General features: G+C 76.9%; 2 protein-coding genes. Both read right to left on the reverse strand.

Annotated elements, in window-relative coordinates; translation table 11 throughout:
- Nucleotides 1-6: 6 nt before the first annotated feature.
- A complete protein-coding gene (locus tag ACZ466_RS00665; protein WP_464042634.1) occupies nt 7-4,743 on the reverse strand; it encodes a type I polyketide synthase in 4,737 nt (1,578 codons plus the stop codon).
- Complete coding sequence (locus ACZ466_RS00670; RefSeq protein ID WP_464042636.1) at nt 4,743-25,274, reverse strand: SDR family NAD(P)-dependent oxidoreductase; 20,532 nt, start codon at nt 25,272-25,274, stop codon at nt 4,743-4,745. The genes ACZ466_RS00665 and ACZ466_RS00670 overlap by 1 nt, the downstream gene beginning before the upstream one ends.
- Nucleotides 25,275-25,536: the final 262 nt, after the last annotated feature.

A 25,536-nucleotide genomic window follows, 5' to 3' on the forward strand; every position in this document is an offset into this window, starting at 1 on the left:
CCGCAATCAGTCGATGTCGCCGGGCTGGAACGCCATGCGGACGAGGTCGTCGACGGCCATGGCTTCGATCTGGGCCTGCTCGTCCCGCCCGTGCTCGTCCAGGTCGCGCTCGCCACCGCCGTCCGGGCCGTCCCGGCCGGCCAGGTCGAGCAGCCTGTCGAGCAGGCCCTCCTGGCGCAGCCGGGCCAGCGGGAGCGAGGCCAGGGCGGCGCGGACCTCGGCTTCGCCGGGCTCGGCGGGCTCGACGGGGTCGGGCTCGGCCAAAAGCGCCTCGCGCAGGTGGTCCGCCAGCGCGAGCGGGGTGGGATGGTCGAACACCATCGCCGAGGACAGCCGCATGCCCGTCCGGGCGCCGAGCCGGTCGCGCAGCTCGACCGACCCGACGGAGGTCACGCCGACGTCGCGGAACGGCCTGCCAGGTTCGACGTCGTCGCGGCCGTCGTAGCCGAGCACCGCGGCGACCTCCGCGCGGACCAGGGCGAGCAGCCGGCGCCGCGCCTCCTGCGGCGCCACCGCCCCCAGTTCGGCGGCCAGCTCGGCCCGGACCCGGCCGGCGTCGCCGCCGTCGTCCCCGCCGGGGGCGAGCACGGCCTCGGGGATCTCCTCGAACAGGACACTGGCGCGGCGCGCCGAGAAGACCGGCGCGAAGCGGGGCCAGTCGAGGTCGGCGACGGTCAGCAGCGTCTCGCCGTGCTCGACGGCGCCGCGCAGCACCGAGATCGCCGGTTCGTGCGCCATCGGCCGGACGCCCTGCCGGGCGAGGAAGTCCTCTGCCTCGCCGACGAGCCCGCCGCCGCCCCAGCTTCCCCACGCGAGCGAGGTGGCGGGCAGCCCGGCGCCGGCGCGGTGCAGGGCCATGCCGTCCAGGTAGGCGTTGGCCGCCGCGTACGCGGCGCTCGCGGCGCTCCCCCACGTCGCGGCTCCGGAGGAGAACAGGACGAACGCCTCCAGGTCCGTCTCCCTGGTCAGCTCGTGGAGGTTGTCCGTGCCGAGCACCTTGGCGGCCAGCACCCCGGCCAGCTCGGCGGGCTCCAGCTCGGCCACCGGCGTGCGGGGGGCGACGCCCGCGGCGTGCAGGACGGCGGTCAGCGGCTGCCCGGCCGGGATCCCGGCCAGCACCGCGGCCAGCGCGGCGCGGTCGGCGACGTCGCACGCGGCGACGGTGACGGTCGCGCCGAGGTCCTCCAGCTCCGCGGCGAGCGCGGCCGCGCCGGGCGCGGCGAGGCCCCGGCGGCCGGTGAGGACCAGGTGCCCGGCCCCTTCGCGGGCCGCCCAGCGGGCGAGGTGCGCCCCGATCTCGCCGGTGCCTCCGGTGATCAGCACGGTGCCGTGCGGCCGCCAGCGCCGCCGGGGCTCGTGCGCCGGGACCGGCGCCCTGCCCAGGCGGCGGCCGAACACGCCCGTGTCGCGGACGGCGACCTGGTCCTCCCGCCCGCCCGCGGAGAGCACCGCGGCCGCGGCGGCGGCCGCCGTCTCGCCGAGATCGGCGGGCAGGTCGAGCAGGCCGCCCCAGTGGTGCGGGTGTTCCAGCGCGATGACCCGGCCGAGCCCCCAGACGGCCTGCTGCTCGGGTCCGGCGATGGTCTCGCCGTCCGACACCGCGACGGCGTGCCGGGTCACCGTCCACAGCGCGCCGCCCGTCGCGGTGTCGGCGCACGCCTGCGCCAGCGCGAGGGTGGCGGCGAGGCCGCGGGTGAGCCCCGGATGATCCGCGTGCGGCCGGGTGTCGGCGGCCAGCAGCGAGACGATTCCGCGCACGCCGTCGCCCTCGTGGGTCCGCAGCCGGTCGGCGAGGGCCGCGCGGGTCGTCTCGTCCTCGGTCAGCCGGATCTCCGCGACCTTCCCGCCCGCGGCGGTGAGCGCCGCCGCGAGCGCCGGGTCGGCCGGGGCGCCGGCGGAGGAGAGCAGCAGCCAGGTGCCGGAGCAGTCCCCGTCCGGGACGGTGATCCGGCGCCAGGTCTCCCGGTAGCGCCAGGAGCCGGTGGGGTCCGCCGACCCCGAGGCGGCGCCGGCGGCCAGCCAGTAGCGGCGGCGCTGGAAGGCGTAGGTGGGGAGTTCGGCGCGCCGCCCGTCGCGCGGCCAGGCCACCGGCAGGCCGTGCGCGTACGCGGTCGCCAGCGCGGTGAGCAGGACGCGCGTCCCGCCGTCCCGCTTCAGGGCGGAGATCGTGACGATGTCGGCGGACGCGGCCTCCGCAGCCTGCGCGATGGACGGGGTCAGCACCGGGTGCGGGCCGACCTCGATGAAGGTGCGGAAGCCGTCCGCGATGAGGGCGTCGGTCGCCTGGTGGAAGCGGACGGGATCGCGCAGGTTGCGGATCCAGTAGCCGGTGTCGAGGGTGGCGCCGTCCACCCACTCCCCGGACACCGTGGACAGGAAGGGGATCCGCGGCGGCAGCGGCGTGATCCGGGCCAGTGCCGCGCGCAGCTCGCCGGTGACGGCGTCGACCTGCGGCGAGTGCGAGGCGTAGTCCACCTCCACCCGGCGGGCGCGGACGTCCCGCTCGGCGCAGGCGGCGAGCAGCTCGGCGAGCGCGTCCGGCGCGCCGGACACCACGGTCGCCGCCGGCCCGTTGAGCGCCGCGACGCAGATCCGCCCGTCCCACCGGCCGGCCAGCTCCCGGGTCGCGGCCTCCCCGAGCGCGACCGACACCATGCCGCCCTCCCCGGACAACGCGGTCAGCGCCCGGGACCGGCCGACGACGACCCGCGCGCCGTCGGCCAGCGACAGCCCTCCGGCGACCACGGCGGCGGCGATCTCCCCCTGGGAGTGGCCGATCACCGCGTCGGGCCCGACCCCGGCGGCCTCCCACACCGCCGCCAGCGACACCATCACGGCGAACACCACCGGCTGGACGACGTCAACGCGTTCCAGGGCCGCCGCGTCGTCCAGCGCGGCCGTCAGCGACCAGCCCGTCAGCGGGTCCAGCGCCTCGGCGCACTCGGCCATCCGCGCGGCGAACGGCGGCGAGGACGCGAGCAGCTCCCGCCCCATCCCGGGCCACTGGGTGCCCTGGCCGGGGAACACGAACACGGTCCGGCCCGCGCGGCCCCGGACCACGCCCGCCACCGTGCCGTCCCCCGGTTCACCGGCGGCGACGCCCGCGAGCCCGGTCAGCAGCTCGTCCCGGTCCGCGGCGGTCACGACGGCGCGGTGCGCCAGGTCCGCGCGGCCCGCCGCCAGCGAACCGGCCACGTCCCGCAGCCCTGCGCCGGGGTGCTCCAGCAGGAACTCGCGCAGCCGCGCGGCCTGCCCCCGCAGCGCCGACTCCGACGCCCCCGACACCGCGAACGGCAGCACGGGAGCCTCCCCGGTGGGCTGGGTGACCTCGGGTTCGGGGTCCGCGGGGACCTGTTCGAGGATCACGTGCGCGTTCGTGCCGCTGAACCCGAACGAGGACACCGCCGCCCGCCAGGGCCTTTCGAGGTCCGGCAGGGGCCGCTGGCCGGTGGCCAGCTCGACGTCCCCCGCGCTCCAGTCGACGTTCGGCGTGGGGGAGTCGACGTGCAGCGACGCCGGGACCACGCCGTGCCGCAGCGCCAGCACCATCTTGATCACGCCCGCGACGCCCGCGGCGGCCTGGGCGTGCCCGATGTTCGACTTGATGGATCCCAGCAGCACCGGCCGCCGCCGGTCCTGCCCGTAGGTCGCCAGGACCGCCTGCGCCTCGATCGGGTCGCCGAGCGTCGTGCCGGTGCCGTGCGCCTCCACCACGTCGACATCGCCGGTGGACAGGCCCGCGCTCGCCAGCGCCGCCCGGATCACCCGCTGCTGCGACAGCCCGTTCGGCGCCGTCAGCCCGTTGGACGCGCCGTCCTGGTTCACCGCGGAGCCGCGCACCACCGCGAGGACGGGCCGGCCCGCACGCCGGGCGTCCGACAGCCGCTCCAGCAGCAGCAGGCCGGCGCCCTCGCTCCAGCCCGTCCCGTCGGCGGCCGCCGCGAACGGCTTGCACCGGCCGTCGAAGGCCAGCCCGCCCTGCCGGGAGAACTCCGCGAACACGCTCGGCGTGGACATCACGGTCACGCCGCCCGCCAGCGCCAGGTCGCACTCCCCGGCCCGCAGCGCCTGCACGGCCAGATGCAGCCCCACCAGCGACGACGAGCACGCCGTGTCCACCGTCACCGCGGGGCCCTCCAGGCCGTAGGCGTAGGAAAGCCGACCGGACGCGACGCTGCCCGCGACGCCCGTGGTCAGGTAGCCGCCCAGGCCGTCCGGGATCTGCGCCCCCGAGGCGTAGTCGTGGTACATCACCCCGACGAACACCCCGGTCAGGCTGCCCTTCAGCGAGTGCGGGCCGATCCCGGCCCGCTCGAAGACCTCCCAGGACGTCTCCAGCAGCAGCCGCTGCTGCGGATCCATCGCCAGGGCCTCGCGCGGCGAGATCCCGAACAGCCCCGCGTCGAACTCCCCCGCGTCGTAGAGGAACCCGCCCTCCGGCCGGAAGCCGGAAGCGTCGCGGGCCCAGCCGCGGTCGTCCGGGAACGCCGAGATCGCGTCCCGGCCGTCCGAGACCAGCCGCCACAGTTCCTCGGGCGTGCGCACGCCGCCCGGATAGCGGCAGCCCATGGCGACCACGGCGATCGGCTCGCGCGCCCTGGCCTCGGCGGCCTCCAGCAGCCGCCTCGTGCGCAGCAGGTCCTCGGTGGCCCGCCGCAGGTAGTCGCGGTACTTCCGGTCGCCGTCCACGGCTTGGCCCCCTGTCTCCGCCGCGGTGTCCGCGGCCTCGCCGACGCGGTCCATCAGGTCGTTCCGAGGTTCTTGTCGAGCAGGTCGAACAGCTCGTCGTCGCTGGTGCCGGCGAGATCGACCGCGGCGGCCGGCTCCTCGGCGTCGTCCCAGCGCGCGAGCAGGGAGCGCAGCCGTGTCCTGATCCGTGTCCGGTCCAGCCCGGCGGGGAGGTCCTGGAACGCGGTCTCGACCTCGTCGAGGCGGCCCAGGATCGCCTCGTCCGCGGCCGCCTCCGCGAGCCCCAGCTCGTCGTGCAGGTGGTCGGCGACGGCGGCCGAGGTCGGGTAGTCGAACACCAGGCTCGGCGCCAGGACCAGCCCGGTCCGCCGGTTCAGCCGGTTGCGCAGTTCGACGGCGGCCAAGGAGTCGAAGCCCAGCTCGCGGAAGGGCAGGGCGGTGTCGACCGTCCCGGTGCCGGCGTGCCCGAGCACCGCGGCGGCCTCGGCGTCCACCAGCTCGCGCAGCACCGTCCGCCGCTGCTCCGCGGTTCTCCCCCGCAGCAGCCCGGCGAGCGCGTCCCGGCCGCCGGTGCCGGCCTGGCGCCGGGACGGGGCGCGCACCACGCCGCGCAGGACGGGCGGCACCGCGTCCATCACCGTGCCGAGCTTCATCGGCACCAGCACGGAGGCGTCGACGGTCCGGACCGCGTCGAGCAGGCCGAGGCCCTCCTCGACCGAGAGGGCGTCCGGGCCGGGCTCGGCCCGCGCGTTCTCCCGCCACATGCCCGCGTCCCAGCGGCCCCAGGCCAGCGAGACGCCCGCGAGCCCGGCCGCCGCCCGCTCGCCGGCCAGCGCGTCGAGGAAGGCGTTGGCGGCCGCGTAGTTCGCCTGGCCCGCGACGCCGAACACCCCGGCGGCCGAGGAGAACAGCACGAACGCCGACAGCGGCGTCCCCGCGGTCAGCTCGTGCAGGTGCCGGGCCGCGTCCACCTTGGGCCGCAGCACGGCCGCCAGCCGCTCGGGCGTGAGGTCCGTGACGAGCCCGTCGTCCAAGACGCCGGCGGCGTGCACGACCCCGGTCAGGTCCGGGATCGTCGCGAGCAGGCTGCTCAGCGCGGTCCGGTCGGCGGCGTCGCACGCCTCGACGCGCACCTCGGCGCCGAGCCCGGACAGCTCGGCGGCGAGCCCGGCCGCGCCCTGGGTGCCGGCGCCGCGCCGTCCGGTCAGCACGAGCCGCCGCACCCCGTGCTCGGTGACCAGGTGCCGGGCGACGGCGGAGCCCAGCGCGCCCGTGCCGCCGGTGACGAGCACGGTGCCCGCCGGATCCCAGGCGAAGGCGCGGTGGCCGGGGTCCGGGGCGGCCCGCGCGAGGCGCGGTACGCGCAGTTCCGCGCCGCGGATCGCGATCTGCGGTTCGCCCGCGGCGAGCGCGGCGCGCAGCAGCTCCGGATCGAGGTCGCCGTCGTCGAGATCGACCAGGACGAACCGGTCCGGATGCTCGGCCTGCGCCGACCGCACCAGCCCGCACACCGCCGCGGCCGCGGGATCGGCCGGGCCGCCGACGGCCGCGCCGCGCCGCGTCACGATCGCGAGCAGGCCGGCCGGCGGCCCCGCGAGCCAGGACCGCACGGTGGCCAGCGCCCGTGCCGTCGCGGCGTGCGTCGCCGCGACGATGCCGGTTGCGGGGGCGCCCTCGGCTTCGGGCAGGAAGGACACGAGCACGGGACCGGGCTCGGCGGCCGGGTCCGGTCCGGTGGAGCGGACCTTTTGCCGGGCGCGGCGGAGCAGCGCGGCCAGCTCGCCGCCGTCGCCTGCCACCCGCCATCCGGTCTCGGCGGCCGGGGGCGGGGGCGTCGGCGTCAGCATCGGCCAGTCGAGCCGGAACAGCGACTCGACCGGGTGTTCGCGTAGCCCGAGCTCCGTGGGCAGCGGCCGGAACTCCAGCAGGCCGACGGAGGCGACCGGCCGGCCCGCGCCGTCCGCCATCTGCAGCGCGACACCACCGTCGGCGGCGGAGATTCGTACCCGCAGCCGATCGGCGCCGGCGGCGTGCACGGTGACCCCGTGCCAGCCGAAGGGCAGCTGCCCCGGCCCGTCGCCGCCGAGCCCGACCGCGTGCAGCGCCGCGTCCAGCAGGCCCGGATGCAGGGTCAGGTCGTCACCGGGAACGCCTTCCCCGAGCGCGACCTCGGCCAGAACGTCCTCGCCCTGGCGCCACGCCGCCCGCAGGTTGCGGAAGGCGGGCCCGTATACCAGCCCGGTCTCGGCGAGCCGTTCGTAGAGTTCGTCCACTTCGAGCGGGGTCGCCTGCGGGGGCCACTCGGTCAGCTCGAACGACGGCGCGTCCGGGCCGGTGCCCAGCCTGCCGGTCGCGTGCAGGGTCCAGGGCGCCTCGGTGCCCTCCGGACGCGAGTGAACCTCCAGGGCGCGGCTCCCGCCGTCGCCGGGTTCGCCGACCGTGACCCGCACCGCCACGCCGCCGGCACGGGGCACGATCAGGGGCGCCGCCAGGACGAGTTCGTCGAGCGCGTCGCACCCGACCTGGTCGCCCGCGTTCACCGCGACCTCGACCAGGACTGCGCCGGGGACCACGACGGTGCCCGCCACCGCGTGGTCGGCGAGCCAGGGTTGGGCGTCGAGCGCCACGCGGCCGGTGAACAGCATCGCCTCGGAGTCCGGCAGGGACACCGCGCCCGAGAGGATCGGGTGCCGGTTCGCCCCGATGCCGAGGGACACGGCGTCGCCGGTCGCCCTAGGCGGCTTCGGCCAGTAGTAGTCGTGCTGGAAGGCGTAGGTCGGGACGTCGGTGAACCGGCCGGCGATCGGCCAGGTGACGGGCAGGCCGTGGACGTGGGCCTCGGCCAGCGCGGTCAGCAGCCGCCCGGGGCCGCCGTCGCCGCGGCGCAGCGTCGCGACCGCGGTCAGGTCCGTCCCGGCGGGGAGCACCGGGTCCGGGCCGATCTCGATGACGCTTTGGAAGCCGTCGTCGCGCAGCGTCCCGATCGCCTGGTCGAGGCCGGTGTGCACGGTGGCGCCGAGGAGTTCGCCGAGCCGGTCGCCCGTACCGGTGGACAGCAGCGGCATCGCCGCGGGACGCGGCTCGATCCCCGTCGCCGCGTCCGGGCCGAGCACGAGCAGCCGGGCGGCGTCGGCCAGGTCCAGCACTCCTGCGGCGCAGGCGGCGGCGAGGATCCCTTCGGCGTCCCCGACCACCGCCGCGGGCGTCACCCCGCACGCCTCCCACAGCGCCGCCAGCCCAAGCAGGACCGCGAAGGCCGCCGGCCCGTCGCCCTCGGCCCCACAGTCGACGGCCTCCACCAGCGACGAGCCGGTCAGCGGGTCGAGGACCTCGGCGCATTCGGCGATCCGCGCCGCGAACACCGGCGAGGACGCCCGCAGTTCCCGGCCCGCGCCGGACCAGCAGGATTCCTTGCCGGGGAACAGGAACGCGGTCTTGGCCCCGGCGGTTGCGGTGGTTCCATGCACGGTCGCGGCGTCCGGCGTTCCCGCCGCGAGCGCGGCCAGGCCCGTCAGCAGCGCGTCACGGTCGCCGGTGACGACGACGGCGCGGTGCCGCATCGCCGACCGGCCCTCCGCCAGCGACCACGCCATGTCGCCGAGGTCGATCCCGGGGCGCTCCTCGACGAACTCCAGCAGCCGCGCGGCCTGCGCCCGTAGCGCCGCTTCCGTTTTCGCCGACAGCGCGAACGGCAGCACCGGGGAATCCACGATCGGTGCGTCAGGCCGCGCGGGTTCCTCCGGCTCGGGTGCCTGTTCGATGATGACGTGGGCGTTGGTCCCGCTGAAGCCGAAGGAGGAGATCCCGGCGCGCCACGGGCGGCCGACCTCGGGGAGCGGGCTGTTCTCGTCGGTGAGCTGGACGTTGCCCGCGCTCCAGTCGACGTGCGGGGACGGCTCGTCCAGATGCAGCGACGCCGGAACCATACCCCGCTCCAACGCCATCACCATCTTGATCACACCGGCCACGCCCGCCGCGGCCTGCGTGTGCCCGATGTTCGACTTCACCGACCCCAGCAGCACCGGACGCTCCCGGTCCTGGCCGTAGGTCGCCAGCACCGCCTGCGCCTCGATCGGATCACCCAGCACCGTCCCGGTGCCATGCGCCTCCACCACGTCGACCTCACCGGCCGACAGACCCGCACTCGCCAGCGCCGCACCGATCACCCGCTGCTGCGACAAGCCATTCGGAGCGGTCAACCCGTTGGACGCACCGTCCTGGTTCACCGCAGAGCCGCGGACCACACCCAGGATCCGATGACCACGACGCCGCGCATCCGACAGCCGCTCCAGCAGCACCAGCCCCGCACCCTCACCCCAGCCCGTGCCATCAGCCGCCGCCGCGAAGGGCTTGCAGCGCCCGTCCCCCGACAGGCCGCCCTGCCGGGCGAACTCCACGAACGCGGCGGGCGTAGCCATCACCGTCACCCCGCCCGCCAACGCCAGATCGCACTCCCCCGACCGCAGCGACTGCACCGCCAGATGCAACCCGACCAGCGACGACGAACACGCCGTGTCCACCGTCACCGCGGGACCTTCCAGCCCGAACACATAGGACAGGCGGCCTGACACGACGCTGCCGGAGCCACCGGTGCCCAGGTATCCGGCCAGTTCCTCGTCCTGGATGAGGCCGACGTAGTCGTGGTACATGACCCCGACGAACACTCCGGTCCGGCTGCCGCGAAGCGACGGCGGGTCGATCCCCGCCCGCTCGAACGCCTCCCAGGAGGTCTCCAGCAGAAGCCGCTGCTGCGGATCCATGGCCAGGGCCTCGCGCGGCGAGATCCCGAAGAACGCGGCGTCGAACTCGGCCGCGTCGTCGAGGAACCCGCCCTCGCGCACGTCGTCGTCCGTGCCGCGATAGATCAGGTCTGGCCGCCAGCCGCGGTCGGGCGGGAACGCGCCGATCGCGTCCACGCCGCGCTCCAGCATCGCGTAGAACGCCTCGGGCGAGCCGGCCCCACCGGGGTAGCGGCAGCTCATGGCGACGATCGCGATGGGCTCGTCCACCGCGGCCGGGCGGGCGGCGGCGGTCCGCGCGGTGGCGCCGAGCAGGCGGTCGCGCAGGTATCCGGCGACCGCCTCGGCCGTCGGGTAGTCGAACACCAGCGTCGCGGGGAGCCTCAGACCGGTCGCCTCGGCCAGCGCGTTGCGGAACTCCACCGAGGTGAGCGAGTCGAAGCCGAGGTCGGCGAAGGCCGTCACGGCGCCGACGTCGTCGGGCCGCGCGTGGCCGAGGACGGCGGCGGCGTGGCCGCGCACCAGGCCGAGCAGCGCCTCGTCCCGCTCGGCGGCCGGGAGCCCCGCCAGCCGGTCGGCCGGGGCCGAGTCCGCGGCCACCGTCCCGGCCCGGCGCCGCGCCGGGCGGCGGACGAGGGCGCTCAGCACGTGCGGGACGGGACCGGTGCCGGCGCGCAGCGCGGCGAAGTCCAGCCGCACCGGGACGAGCACCGCCTCACGGCGCGGCAGCGCCGCGTCGAGCAGCGCCAGCCCTTCGTCCACGGCGAGTTCGAGCACGCCGCCGCGCGAGTAGCGGCGCGCGTCGGCGCGGGCCGCCATGCCGCCCGCCCACATGCCCCAGGCCAGCGACAGCGCCGGCAGCCCCAGGGACATACGGTGCCGGGCCAGCGCGTCGAGGAAGGCGTTGGCGGCGGCGTAGCCGGCCTGGCCCGCGGCGCCGACCACACCGGCGGAGGAGGAGAACAGCACGAACGCGGTCAGGTCGGCTCCGCGGGTCAGCTCGTGCAGGTTGAGGGCGGCGTCGACCTTCGGCCGCAGGACCGCGCCGAGCCGTTCGGGGGTCAGGGAGGTGAGCATCCCGTCGTCCAGGACTCCGGCCGCGTGGACGATGCCGCGCAGCGGGCGCTCCTCGCCGATCAGGGCGAGCACCCGTTCGACGTCGGCGCGCTCGGCGGCGTCGGCGGCCTCGACGCGCACCGTGGCGCCCAGGTCCGCCAGCTCGGCCGCCAGGTCGGCCGCGCCGGGCGCGTCCGGGCCGCGGCGGCTGACGAGCAGCAGGTGCCGGACGCCGTGCTCGCGCACCAGGTGCCGGGCGACGGCGGCGCCGAGGTCGCCGGTGCCGCCGATGATCAGGACCGTGCCGCCGGGGTCGAACGCCTGCCCGTCCGGCGCGGCCGGGTCCGCGGCCGCGTCCGCTCCGGCGCGGGCCAGCCGCATTCCGTGGCACTGGCCGGCGCGGACGGCGACCTGCGGTTCGCCGCTGCCCAGCGCGTCCGGCAGGGCGCCGGCCGATGCCGGTGAACCGTCCAGGTCGACGAGCTGGAACCGGCCGGGATGCTCGGCCTGCGCCGTACGGACCAGGCCCCACACGGCGGCGCCGCCGAGACCGCCATCGGTCGCCCCTTCGGTGATCAGGGCGAGCCGCGCCGCCGCGAGCCGGTCGTCGGCGAGCCAGCCCTGGAGCAGTTCCAGCACCCGTTCGGACGCCGACCGGACGGCCGCCGCGGACCTGCCGTCGCCGGTGGGCGGCCGGTACAGCGCGACGACGTCCTCCGGGACCCGCCCGGCCGCGACGGCGGCGGCGAGCTCGTCCGTGTCCGGGTACGCGTCGCCGCCGAGCTCGACCGCGGCCGCGGCGCCCGGAGCGGCGTCCAGTTCGACCCACTCGGGGCGGAACAGCGCCTCCCCGGCGATGGAGCCGGTGGCGCGCAGCCCGCCGGCGGGGAGGGGGCGCAGGGTGAGCTCGCCGACCGACAGGACCTCCTGCCCCGCCGGGTCGGTGGCGGTGATCGACAGCGCGGTGCCGCCGAGCGCGGTGACGCGCACCCGGATCCGGGTCGCGCCGGTGGCGCGGAGCCGGACGTCCCGCCAGCAGAACGGCAGCGCGGCCCCCTCCGCCCCGGCGGTGCCGGCGATCCCGGTGCCGGCCGCGTGCAGCGCGGCGTCGAGCAGCGCCGGATGGACGCCGAACCCGTCGGCGGCGCCATGCTGGCCCGGCAGCTCGACCTCGGCGAAGGCGTCCGCGCCGCGCCGCCAGACCGCGCGCAGCCCTTGGAACGCCGGCCCGTACTCCAGGCCGCCCGCCGCGAAGTCCGCGTAGAGGCCGGCGACGTCGATCCGGTCGGCCGGAGCGGGCGGCCAGGTGCCGATCTCCGGCCCCGGGTCGCCGTCGCCGGCGGCCAGGACACCGTCCGCGTGCCTGGTCCACGGCTCGTCCGGCGCGGCGCCGTCACGGCGCGCGTAGCAGACCAGCTCCCGGTCGCCGGCCTCGTCCGCGCCGGAGACCGACACCTGCACCTGGACGCCTCCGTCCTCGGGCAGCACGAGTGGCGCCTGCACGGTCAGCTCGCGGATCCGGCCGCAGTCCGTCTCCGCGGCGGCCGCGAGCGCGAGTTCGACCAGCACGGCGCCGGGGACCACGGCGGCGCCGGACACGCGGTGGTCGGCGAGCCAGGGCTGGATCTGCGCGGACAGCCGCCCGCTGAGCAGGACGCCGCCGGAATCCGCGGGCGCGACCACCGCGCCGACCAGCGGGTGCCCGGTGCGCTCTCCCGCCGCGCCCGTGAAGACGGCGGCGGGCCAGTAGCGCTGGTGCTGGAACGGGTACGTCGGCAGGTCGACGCGCCGCGCGCCGCTGCCTGCGAAGTAGCCGGACCAGTCGACCGGGCAGCCCCGGGCGACGAGCGCGCCCAGCGCGGACACCAGCGCGACCGGTTCGGCCTCGCCCTTGCGCAGCGCCGCGACGGCGTCGCCGCCGGTACCGGCGAGGTTCTCCTTGATGAGCGAGGTCAGCGAGCCGTCGGGGCCGACCTCCAGGAAGGTGGTGACGCCCTCGGCGGCGGCCGCGCGCACACCGTCGGCGAACAGCACCGTCTGCCGCACGTGCCGGACCCAGTAGTCCGGCGTGGCGAGTTCCTCCGCGGTGGCCAGCCGCCCGGTCACGTTGGACACCACCGGCAGCCGGGGCGGCTGGACGGCGATCCCCGCGCAGACCCGTGCGAAGTCCTCGAGCATCGGCTCCATCAGCGCCGAGTGGAAGGCGTGCGAGACCCACAGCCGCCGAGCGCGCCAGCCGCGCTCGGCGCACCGCGCCTCCAGCTCGCGGACGCCCTCGCGCGGGCCGGACAGCACGACCGCGGCCGGCCCGTTCACCGCGGCGACGTCGACCCCGGCGGGAGCCACCCGCCGCACGGCGTCCGGAGCGGCCTGGACGGCCAGCATCGCGCCGCCCTCGGGCAGCGCCTGCATCAGCCGGGCGCGCGCGGCGACCATGGCCGCCGCGTCCGGCAGCGTGAGCGCCCCGGCCACGTGCGCCGCGGTGATCTCGCCGAGCGAGTGGCCGAACACCAGCTCCGGCTCGATCCCCCACGAGGCGAGCAGCCGGAACAGCGCCACCTCGACGGCGAACAGGGCGGGCTGCGCGAACCCGGTCGAGTCGATCACGTCCGCGCCGTCGAACACCACCTCGCGCAGCGGGCGGCCGAGCAGCGGGTCGAACGCCGCGCAGACCTCGTCGAAGGCCGCGGCGAACGCCCCGAACGCCTCGTACAGCTCCCGGCCCATCCCGGCGCGCTGCGAGCCCTGCCCGGAGAAGACGATGCCCAGGCGCGCGGCCGCCGGGGCGGTCCCGGTGATCACGTTCGCGGCCGGTTCGCGGCAGGCGAGCGCGGCCAGGCCGCGGGCCAGCTCGTCGCGGTCGCGGCCGACGACGACCGCCCGGCTGGGCAGCGCGGCGCGGGTCGTGGCGAGCGACCACGCCAGGTCGACCGGGCCGGCCGCGTCCAGGACGGGCATGAGCTGTGCGGCCCGGTCGCGCAGGGCGTCCTCGGTCTTCCCGGACAGCACCAGCGGCAGCAGCGGCGGGACCGCCGGCTCCGCAGCGGTTTCGGGCGCGGGTTCGGGCGCCTGCTCCACCACCACGTGGGCGTTGGTCCCGCTGAACCCGAAGGAGGACACCGCGGCCCGCCGCGGGCGCTCGACCCGCGGCCACGGCCGGGACCGCGTCACCAGCTCGACGGCCCCGGACGACCAGTCGACGTGCGGGGACGGCTCGTCGGCGTGCAGCGTCGCGGGCACCGTGCCGTGCCGCAGCGCCAAGACCAGCTTGATCAGCCCGGCCACGCCCGCCGCAGCCTGGGTGTGGCCGAGGTTGGACTTGACCGACCCCAGCAAAACCGGATCGTCCCGGTCCTGCCCGTAGGTCGCCAGCACCGCCTGAGCCTCGATCGGGTCGCCCAGCCGCGTCCCGGTGCCGTGCGCCTCGATCACGTCGACGTCGGCGGGGGACAGCCGGGCCGCGGCGAGCGCCTGCCGGATCACCCGCTGCTGGGACGGGCCGTTCGGCGCGGACAGCCCGTTGGACGCGCCGTCCTGGTTCACCGCGGAGCCGCGGATCACCGCGAGCACGGGATGGCCGTTGCGCCGCGCGTCCGACAGGCGCTCCAGCAGCACCAGGCCCGCGCCCTCGCTCCAGCCGGTGCCGTCCGCGCCCGCGCCGAACGCCTTGCAGCGGCCGTCGGGCGCCAGTCCGCGCTGCCTGCTGAAGTCCACGAACGAGATCGGCGTGCTCATCAGCGCCACGCCGCCCGCCAGCGCAAGCGCGCACTCGCCGTTGCGCAGCGCCTGCGCCGCCAGGTGCAGCGACACCAGCGACGACGAGCAGGCCGTGTCGACCGTGACGGCCGGGCCCTCCAGGCCGAAGGTGTAGGCGATGCGGCCGGACACGACGCTGCCCGCGGTGCCGGTGCCGACGTGCCCGTCCAGGTCGCTCGGCGCCCGCTGCACGAGCGAGGCGTAGTCGCCGTACATCACGCCGGCGAACACCCCGGTCCGGCTGCCGCGCAGCGACAGCGGGTCGATGCCGCCGCGCTCGAACACCTCCCAGGTGATCTCCAGCAGCACCCGCTGCTGCGGGTCCATCGACAGCGCCTCGCGCGGCGAGATGCCGAACAGCCCGGCGTCGAACTCCGCGGCGCCGGACAGGAACCCGCCCTCGCGCGTGTAGGTGGTGTTCGGCCGCGTCCCGGTGGGGTCGTAGAGCGCGGCCAGATCCCAGCCCCGGTCGGACGGGAACTCCGAGATCGCGTCGCCGCCGGCCAGCAGCAGCCGCCACAGGTCCTCCGGCGAGCGGACGTCGCCCGGATAGCGGCAGCCCATCGCCACGACCGCGATCGGCTCGTCGGCGGGGACCGGCGCCGCGCCGGCGTCCAGGGTGCCGGCGGCCGGGGCGCCGCCGTCCCGGGTCACCTCGGCGAGCACGTGGCGGGCGAGCGCGGCCGGGGTCGGATGGTCGAACACCAGGGTCGCCGGGAACCGGACGCCGGTGGCCGCGCCGAGCCGGTCGCGCAGCTCGACCGCGGTGAGCGAGTCGACGCCGATCTCGTTGAACGGGATGTCCGGATCCACATCGGCCGCGCCCCGGTGGCCGAGCACGGCGGCGACCTCGGCGCGGACCAGGTCGAGGCACCGGGTGCGCCGCTCCTTCTCCGACACGCCCGCGAGCCGGGCGGCGAGCGGAGCCGGCCTGGGCCTGCCGAGCACCTTCGGCCGCGGGATGCGCGCGACGTCCCGCAGCAGCGCGGGCACCGGCTCCGCGCTCGCCCATGCGGCGCGCAGCACCGAGATGTCCAGCCCCATCGGCACGTGCACGGGCCGCGGCGCGGCGAGCGCGGCGTCGAAGAGGGCGAGGCCCCGTTCGACGGGCAGCGCCACCACGCCGGTGCGGCCCAGCCGGCGGCGGCCCTGCTCGCCGAGCCCCGCGGCCATACCCTCGCCGGCCCACGGCCCCCAGGCCAGGGAGGTCGCGGGCAGCCCGCCGGCGGCGCGGTGCCGCGCGAGCGCGTCGAGGAAGGCGTTCGCGGCGGCGTAGTTCGCCTGCCCGGCCCCTCCGAACGTGCCCGCGGCGGACGAGAACAGCACGAACGCGGCCAGGTCCATGTCCCGGGTCAGCTCGTGCAGGTTCAGCGCGCCGTCCACCTTGGCCTTCATGACCCGCTCGACGCGCTCGGGGGTCATGGCCGCCAGGACGCCGTCGTCCAGCACGCCCGCGGCGTGCACGACGCCGGTCAGCGGGAACGGCAGCGCGGCGATCAGGGCGGCGAGGCCCTCCCGGTCGGAGACGTCGCAGGCGGCCGAGGTGACCTGCGCGCCGAGGACGGTCAGCTCGGTGGACAGCGCGTCCGCCCCGCCGCGGCCGACCAGCACGAGCCGGCCGACGCGGTGCGCCGTCACCAGGTGCCGCGCGACGGCCGCACCGAGCGCGCCGGCGGCTCCGGTGATCAGCACGGCGCCGTCGGCGGCCCACGGCACCGGGCCGTCGCCGCCGGGTTCCGGCCGCACCAGGCGGGGGGCGTGCACGGCGCCGTCCCGGATCGCCACCTCCGGCTCGTCCAGGCCGATGACGGCGGGCAGCACGGCGAGGGAGCCGGGGCCGTCGTCGAGATCGGCCAGCATGAGGCGTCCGGGGTGCTCGGCGGACGCCGCGCGCAGCAGGGCCGCCACCGGCGCGCCCACCAGGTCGGGGGCGCCGGTGCCGGGTGCGCCGGCCGCCGCGCCGCGGGTGAGGACGATCAGCCTGGTGCCGCTCAGCCGGTCGCTCGCGAACCAGTCCTGTGCCAGCTCCAGGGCCTGCACGGTCGCGTCCCGGACCGCCCGCGCGAGGTCGCCGGACGCGGTGTCCGGCCGGTCGGGGAGCGGGAGGAGGACGGCGTCCGGCACCGGCGCCCCCGCCTCGACCGCGGCGATGAGGGAGCGCAGGTCCGGGAACGCGTCCTCCCCGGCGCCGGGGAGCGACCCGGCCACCAGGACGTCGCGGTCGTCTTCCTCCGGCACGGTCAGCTCGGTCCAGCCCACCTGGAACAGGGCCTCCGGCGCGTCTCCGCCGCCGGCCTGCGCGAGCTGCGCGGGCGACACGGGCCGGGTGGTGAGCGCGTCCACCGCCACGATCGGCCGCCCGCCGGTGTCGGTCACCGCCAGCGCGATCCGGTCGCCGTCCACCGGTGCCACCCGGACGCGCAGCACGGCGCCCTCGCCGCCGCCGGCACCGTGCAGCCGGACGCCGTTCCAGACGAACGGCAGCTCCACCGGCCGCTCCTCGTGCCGCGGCGCGCCCAGCACGTGCAGGGCCGCGTCCAGCAGGGCGGGGTGCAGCTCGTACCGGTCGTCGGCGGTCTCCTCGGGCAGGGCGATCTCGGCGAACAGCTCCGCGCCGCGGATCCACGCGGCGCGCAGCCCCTGGAACACCGGGCCGTAGGTGATGCCGCTGGCGATCACCCGCTCGTACAGGTCGGCGGTGTCGAGCTCGGCCGCGCCCGGCGGCGGCCACTGCTCCCCGTCGGGCGCGGGTTCCCCGCCGGGGCCCTCCACCGGGTCGAGCGTCGCGGTGACGTGCCGCGTCCACGACTCCTCGGCGGCCGCGCCGTCGTCCCTCCTGGAGTAGATCGCGAGCGCGCGGTGCCCGCTCTCGTCCGGCGAGCCGATGGTGACCTGGACGGTGATGCCGCGGTGCTCCGACAGCACCAGCGGCCTCTCGACCGTCAGCCCCGACACCACGGCGCCGCCGACCCGGCGGCCCGCGTGCAGGGCGAACTCGACGAACATGGCGCCCGGCACCAGGACGTTGCCGAGCACGACATGATCGGCCAGCCACGGGAACGCGGTCAGCGACAGATGCCCGGTCAGCACCAGGCCGTCGGTCTCGGCGAGCGCGACGGCGGCGCCGAGCACCGGGTGCGCGGTGGCGGCCACGCCCGGCGCGGCGCCGGCCGCCGGCGGCAGCCAGTAGTGGCGGCGCTGGAACGCGTAGGTCGGCAGGTCGATCAGGCGCGGCGGCCCCCCGGGACCGGTGAGGTAGCGGCTCCAGTCCACGGCCGGCCCGTGCGCGTCGAGCGCGGCGACCGCGCCGAGCAGGGTCGCGGTCTCCGGCCGGCCGCGGCGCTGCCCGGCGACCGAGACCACCTCGCCGGCCGCCGCGCCGTGCGGGATCGCCCGGACCAGCGAGGTGAGCGACCCGTCCGGGCCGAGCTCCAGGAACCCCGACACGCCGGCCGCGGCCGCGGCGGCGACACCGTCGCCGAACCGGACGGTCTCGCGCACGTGCCGCACCCAGTACGCGGGGTCGCACAGCTCGTCCGCGGCGGCCCGTCCCGTCACGTTGGAGATCACCGTCAGGTCGGGCCGGTGGAACTCCACGCCGTCGAGCGCGCGCCCGAACTCCTCCAGCATCGGCTCCATCAGGAAGGAGTGGAAGCCGTGCCGGACGGCCAGCCGGCGGACGCGGCGGCCCGCCGCGGCGAACCGGGCGGCGACGGCCTCGACGGCGTCCTCCCGGCCGGAGACCACCACCGATTCCGGGCCGTTCACGGCCGCGATCTCCGCGCCGTCCACCAGTTCGCCGCGCACCCGCGCCTCGGAGGCCTCGACGGCGGCCATCGCGCCGCCCTCCACCCCGGCCATCAGCCGCCCCCGCGCGACCACGAGGCGCACCGCGTCGGCCAGGCCGAACACCCCGGCCACGTGCGCGGCCACCACCTCGCCGAGCGAATGGCCCAGCACCGCGCCGACCGGCACGCCCCACGACCGCACCAGGCGGTACAGCGCGACCTCGAACGCGAACAGCCCGAGCTGGGTGAACAGGGTGCCGGTCAGCCCGTCGGCGCCGGCGTCGAAGACGGCCTCGCGCAGCGAGCGGTCCACCAGGCCGTCGGCCACCGCGCAGACCTCGTCGAAGGCTTCCCGGAACACCGGGAAGGCCGCGTGCAGCTCCCGGCCCATCCCCGCCCACTCCGAGCCCTGGCCGGAGAAGACGACGGCCAGCCGGCCGCCGCGCACGGCGGTCGTGCCGGCCTCCCCGGCGGCGACCCGGTCCAGCTCCGCGAGCAGCCCGTCCCGGTCCGCCGCCACGACGACGGCGCGCCGGTCCAGCCGCGCCCGCGCGCGGGCCAGCGACCACGCCAGGTCGGGCAGCGCGATCGCCGGATCCGCCTGCACCAGGTCCCGCAGCCGGGCGGCCTGCGCGCGCAGCGCGCCGCCGGACTTGCCGGAGATCGCGAACGGCAGCGGCCGTCCGTCCACGGCTGGCGCCAGGGGCGCCGCGGCGAGGGCGGCGCCGGGCGCGTCGGGGGCCTGCTCGATGATGACGTGCGCGTTGGTGCCGCTGATCCCGAACGACGACACCGCCGCCCGCCACGGCCGGTCCACCTCGGGCAGCGGGCTCGGCTCCGCCGCGAGCCGGACGGCGCCGGCGCTCCAGTCCACGTGCGGGGACGGCTCGTCCAGATGCAACGACGCGGGGACCACGCCCTCCCGTAGCGCCATCACCATCTTGATCACACCGGCGACCCCGGCCGCCGCCTGCGTATGACCGATGTTCGACTTCACCGACCCCAGCAACACCGGACGCTCCCGGTCCTGCCCGTAGGTCGCCAGCACCGCCTGCGCCTCGATCGGATCGCCCAGCACCGTCCCGGTGCCGTGCGCCTCCACCACGTCCACCTCGGACGCCGGCACCCCCGCCGCCGCCAGCGCCGACCGGATCACCCGCTGCTGCGACGCCCCGTTCGGCGCCGTCAACCCGTTGGACGCGCCGTCCTGATTGACCGCGCTACCACGCACCACGCCCAGGACGCGGCGCCCGTTGCGCACCGCGTCCGACAACCGCTCCAGCAGCACCAGCCCGACGCCTTCGGAGATCCCGGTGCCGTCGGCGGCGGCGGCGAAGGACTTGCAGCGGCCGTCGCCCGCCAGCCCGCCCTGCCGCGCGAACTCGACGAACGTGCCCGGCGTCGCCATCACCGTGACGCCGCCCGCCAGCGCCAGATCGCACTCACCCGACCGCAGCGACTGCGCCGCCAGATGCAGGCCCACCAGCGACGACGAGCACGCCGTGTCCACCGTCACCGCCGGGCCCTCCAGCCCGAACGTGTACGCGACGCGGCCGGAGGCGATGCTTCCGGACGTCCCCGTGCCGAGGTACCCGGAGATCCCCTCGGCGGAGGTGTCCTGCCGGGCCCCGTAGTCGTGGTACATGATCCCGGCGAACACGCCGGTCTGGCTGCCCCGCAGCGACAGCGGATCGATGCCGGCGCCCTCGAAGGTCTCCCATGAGGTCTCCAGCAGCAGCCGCTGCTGCGGATCCATGGCGACGGCCTCGCGCGGCGAGATCCCGAACAGCTCGGCGTCGAAGCGCCCCGCGTCGTGGAGGAACCCTCCGGCGCGCGTGAACCGCGGCTCCTCGCCGTGGGTCCCTGGTTCCCAGCCGCGGTCGGCGGGGAACCCCGACACCGCGTCGGTGCCCGTGCCGACCAACTGCCACAGGCTCTCCGGCGAGTCCACCCCGCCCGGGAAGCGGCAGCCCATCCCGACGATCGCGATCGGCTCGTCGGTGGCGGCCGCGCGGGTCGCGGCGGCCCCGGCCCCGGCCCGGCCGGTGATCTCGGCGAACAGGTGGTCGGCGACCGCCGCCGGCGTCGGATGGTCGAAGACCAGGGTCGCGGGAAGCCTGAGGCCGGTGCTCGCGCTCAGGCCGTTGCGCAGCTCGACGGCCGTCAGCGAGTCGACGCCCAGCCCCTGGAAGGTGCCGTCCGGGTCGATCGCCGCGCCCGAGGCGTGCCCGAGCACGGCGGCGGCCTGCGCGCGCACCGTCTCCAGTAGTGCGCTCCGCTGCTCGGCCCTGGGCAGCGCGAGGATCCCCTCGGCCGCCTCTCCCCCGGTCCCGGCCGCGGCGCGCCGCCGCACGGGACCGGCGAGCGCGCGCAGCACCGCGGGCAGCCGGCCGTCGGCCGCCAGGCCGCGCAGCCCGGCGATGTCGAACCGGGCGGGCACCAGGGCGGCGTCCGCCCGGCCGAGCGCGGCGTCGAACGCGGCGAGCCCCTGCTCGGTCGACAGGGGGCGCACCCCGGCACGCGCCATCCGCCGCAGGTCGAGGTCGGTCAGGTGCCGGGTCATCCCGCCGCGCTCCGCCCAGAAACCCCAGGCCAGCGCGGTGCCCGGCAGCCCGGCGGCGTGCCGGCGGACGGCCAGCGCGTCCAGGTAGGCGTTGGCCGCGGCGTAGCCGGCCTGCCCGGCGCCGCCCAGCACTCCCGCCGCGGACGAGAACAGCACGAACGCGGTCAGGCCGAGGTCCGCGGTCAGCTCGTGCAGGTGCCAGGCGGCGTCCACCTTGGCGCGCAGCACGGCGTCGACGCGCTCCGGCGTCAGGGCGGTGACGACGGCGTCGTCCAGGACGCCCGCCGCGTGCACCACCGCGGTGAGGGGGTGCCCGGGGTCCACCTGGCCGAGCAGGTCGGCGACGGCGGCGCGGTCCGCGACGTCGCAGCGGACGTTGGCGACGGCGGCGCCGAGCGCGGTCAGCTCGGCGGGCAGGTCGCCGAGGTCGCCGCTGCGGCTGGCCAGCAGCAGGTGCCGCACGCCGTGCTCGGCGACCAGGTGCCGGGCCACCAGGCCGCCGAGCGTCCCGCTCGCCCCGGTGACCAGGACCGTCCCGGCTGGCGCGAACCCCGGCCCGGTCGCGGGCGCGGCGGGCTCGGCCCGCACCAGCCTCGGCACGTGCACCACACCCGCCCGCACGGCGGCCTGCGGCTCGTCGCCGCCCAGCGGGAGGGGCCCGAGCGGGCCGTCGAGGTCGATCAGCAGCAGCCTGCCGGGGTTCTCGGTCTGCGCGGAGCGGACCAGGCCCCAGACCGCGGCGTGGGCCGGGACGGCGACGTCCTCCCGCCCGGTCACGGCGACGGCGCCGCTCGTGACGAGCACCAGGCGGCGGCCGGCGAACCGCTCGTCGGCCAGCCACCTCTGCACCAGCTCCAGCACGGCGTGCACGCTCTGGCGCACCGCCGCCGGGCCGTCCGCGTCCGGTACGGGCACCCGGACCACGACGTCCAGGGGCGGGACGCCCGCCTCCGCGACCTCACCCAGCCCGTCCAGATCGGGGAACGCGCCGGCGCCGGACGGCGGGTCGCCGGTCCCGAGCAGGACGTAGTCGGTGGTCGGCGGCACCTGCGCGGCCTGCCAGGCCAGCCGGTACATCGGCTCGGGCGCGGCACCCCGCGCCCGCTCAAGCTGCTCGGCCGAGATGGCCCGCACCGCGAGCGACTCCACCGAGACGACCGGCTCTCCGGCGGCGTCCGCCGCGAACAGCGACACCGCGCCGGGACCCGCCGCGCGGAGCCGGACCCGCAGCGTCCGCGCGCCGGTCGCGTACAGCGCGACGCCGCGCCAGGAGAACGGGATCCCGCCCGGCGTCCGGTCGCCATCGGGACGGGCGCCGTCCAGCAGGGACGCTGAGTGCAGCGCGGCGTCCAGCAGCGCCGGGTGCACGCCGAAGCGGGCGGCGTCCGCGTCCTCGCCGGGCAGGTGGATCTCGGCGTAGACGTCGCCGCCGTACGTCCAGGCGGCGCGCAGGCCCCGGAACACCGGCCCGTACTCGAAGCCCGACGCGGCGAGCCGGTCGTACAGGTCGCCGGTGTCCAGTTCCACGCTCCCGGCGGGCGGCCAGGCCGCCAGGTCCGCTCCGGGCGCGGGCCGCCCGGACGCCAGGACGCCGCCGGCGGTGCGGGCCCACTCCCCCTCCGCGCCGCCGTCCGGCCGCGCGTGCACGGTGAACGGGCGGCGCCCGTCCGCACCGGCCCGGGCCACCTCGATCTGCAGCGCCACGCCGCCGGTCTCGGGCACCACCAGCGGCGCCTCCAGCGTCAGCTCCTCCACGAGATCGCAGCCGAGCTGGTCACCGGCGCGGAGCGCGAGCTCGACGAACGCCGTGCCCGGCACCAGCACCGTGCCGGACACCGCGTGGTCGGCGAGCCACGGCTGCCCCGCCGCCGACAGGCGGCCCGCCAGGACCAGGCCGTCCGAACCGGCCAGGGTGATCGCGGCACCGAGCATCGGATGGTCGGCGGCGGCGAGGCCGGCCGCGGAGACGTCGCCGGCCGCCGGCCCCTCCGGAAGCCAGTACCGATCGCGCTGGAACGCGTACGTCGGCAGGTCCGCGTACCGTCCGGCGGGCAGCGGCCAGCGCACCGGCAGGCCGGCCGCCCAGGCGGCGCCGAGCGAGCGGAGCAGGCGGCCCGCGCCGCCGTCGTCGCGGCGCAGGGTGGTCAGGACCGTCCCGGCGGTGTCGGCCTGCGCGCACGTCTCCTCGATCGCGGGCGCCAGCACCGGGTGCGCGCTGACCTCGACGAACCGGCGGTGGCCCGCGGCGAGAAGGTTCTCGATCGCGCTGTGGAAGCGGACCGGCTCCCGCAGGTTCCGGGCCCAGTAGTCCCCGTCCGGCAGGACGCCGCCGGCGCCGTCGATCAGGTCCAGGGTGGTCGACGACATCAGCGGCACGCTGCCGTGCAGCGGCGTGACACCGCCGAGCGCCGCGCGCAGCTCGTCCATGACCGCGTCGACCTGCGCGGTGTGCGAGGCGTAGTCCACCTCGATCCAGCGGGTGCGGACCTCGCGCTCGGCGCAGGCCGCCGCGAACTCCGCCAGCTCCGCGCGGCCCCCCGCGACCACCACCGCGGCGGGGCCGTTCACGGCGGCCACCGACAGCCCGGCGAAGGGGGCCGCGAGCGTTCCGGCGTCGGCCTCCGGCAGCGCGACCGACAGCATGCCCCCCTGCCCGGACAGCGCGGTGAGCATCCGGGAGCGGACGGCCACCACGCGCGCCGCGTCCTCCAGCGACAGCACGCCCGCCACCGCCGCCGCGGCGATCTCGCCCTGCGAGTGGCCGGCGACCGCGTCCGGCACGACCCCGTACGACTCCCACACCGCCGCCAGCGACACCATCACCGCGAACGAGACCGGCTGGACGACGTCCACCCGGCGCAGCGCCTCGGCGTCGCCGAGCGCGTCCAGCAGCGACCACCCGGTCAGCGGGTCCAGCGCCGCGGCGCACTCGGCCATCCGGGCGGCGAACACCGGCTCGTCCGCCAGCAGTTCCCGGCCCATGCCCGCCCACTGCGCGCCCTGCCCCGGGAACACGAACACCGTCTTGCCCCCGGCGCCGTGCGCCGTGCCGGACACCACGCCGTCCGACGGTTCACCGGCCGCGATCCGGCCGAGGCCGGCGGCCAGCTCGCCGTGGTCCGCCGCCACCACCACGGCCCGGTGCTCCAGCTCCGCGCGGGTGGACGCCAGCGACCACGCCAGATCGTCCAGCCCCGGACCGGAGGGTTCCGCCAGGAAGTCCCGCAGCCGCGCGGCCTGGGCCCGCAACGCCTCCGCCGACTTCGCCGACACCACGAACGGACGTACGGCCGCACCGCCGGACACCGTTTCCCGGGGTGCCTGCTCCGGCGCCTGCTCGATGATGACGTGGGCATTGGTCCCGCTGACCCCGAACGAGGACACCCCGGCGCGCCACGGCCGGTCCAGCTCGGGCAGGTCGCGCGCCCCGGCGGCCAGCTCGACCGCTCCGCCCGACCAGTCCACGTGGGGGGACGGCTCGTCCACGTGCAGCGTCCCGGGCACCACGCCATGCCGCAGCGCCATCACCATCTTGATCACACCGGCGACCCCGGCCGCCGCCTGCGTATGACCGATGTTCGACTTCACCGACCCCAGCAGCAGTGGACGGTCGCGATCCTGCCCGTAGGTCGCCAAGACCGCCTGGGCCTCGATCGGGTCGCCCAGCACCGTCCCGGTACCGTGCGCCTCCACCACATCCACATCACCGGCCGACAAGCCCGCACTCGCCAGCGCCGACCGGATCACCCGCTGCTGAGCCTGACCGTTCGGCGCCGTCAACCCATTGGACGCACCATCCTGATTCACCGCCGAACCACGCACGATCCCCAAGATCCGCCGACCGTTGCGCTCGGCGTCCGACAACCGCTCCAGCAGCACCAGCCCGACGCCCTCACCCCAGCCGGTGCCGTCCGCCGACGCCGCGAACGACTTGCACCGCCCGTCCGCCGCGCCGCCGCCCTGCTTGGCCATGGCCAGGAAGGTGAACGGCGTCGCCATCACCGTCACCCCGCCCGCCAGCGCCAGATCGCACTCCCCCGACCCCAGTGACTGCGCCGCCAGATGCAACCCCACCAGCGACGACGAACACGCCGTGTCCACCGTCACCGCCGGGCCCTCCAGCCCGAACACGTACGCGACCCGGCCGGAGGCGACGCTGGCCGAGGTCGCGGTCCCCAGGTACCCCTCCAGCTCGGCGGGCGTCTCCGCCCGGATCCCGTAGTCGTGGTACATGAGCCCGGAGAACACGCCGGTGCGGCTGCCGCGGAGCGAGAGCGGGTCCATCCCGGCCCGCTCGAAGGTCTCCCACGACGTCTCCAGCAGCAGCCGCTGCTGCGGGTCCATCGCCAGCGCCTCGCGCGGCGAGATGCCGAACATCGCGGCATCGAATTCGCCCGCGTCGTAGAGGAACGCGCCCCGCTCGACGATCCCGGAGTCCGGGTCCCGCCCCGCGGGCGCCCAGCCCCGGTCGGCGGGGAATTCGGCGATCGCGTCCCGTCCCTCGAGAACCAGTTCCCAGAATTCCTCCGGAGTGGCGGCACCGCCGGGATAGCGGCACGCCATGCCGACGATCGCGATCGGTTCCCGATCGCCGGACTCCAGATCACGGATACGCCGGTGGGCTTGCCGCAGATCCGCGGTCATGCGGCGCAGGTACTCGACCAACTTCGCTTCGTCCGCCACAAACCGTCCTTCGTCGCGCTGTCCGGGACTGGCGGATGGTTCGCGCGGGGCGCCCCCGGTCAATTCGGCCTATTCGCGAGTTCGTACCAGCACGCCAGGCGATCGCAAGCCAACCCCTCCGCTGCCCCTATCTCCAACCCCTTGCCCTCCCCTGACCTCGGCGGGAGGACCGGGAGTGCCTGTTCCGGGGCGGCGCATCGGCGGTCGGCGCGCCTGCGCGCGGGCACGCCGAAGCCGGCCGCGGCCCCGTGGACGGGAACGC

The sequence above is a fragment of the Actinomadura rugatobispora genome, from assembly GCF_055379765.1.

Bases quoted from the DNA above. Each gene is read 5' to 3' on its own strand.
- ACZ466_RS00665 (WP_464042634.1), bottom strand. From the start codon at position 4,743: ATGGACCGCGTCGGCGAGGCCGCGGACACCGCGGCGGAGACAGGGGGC.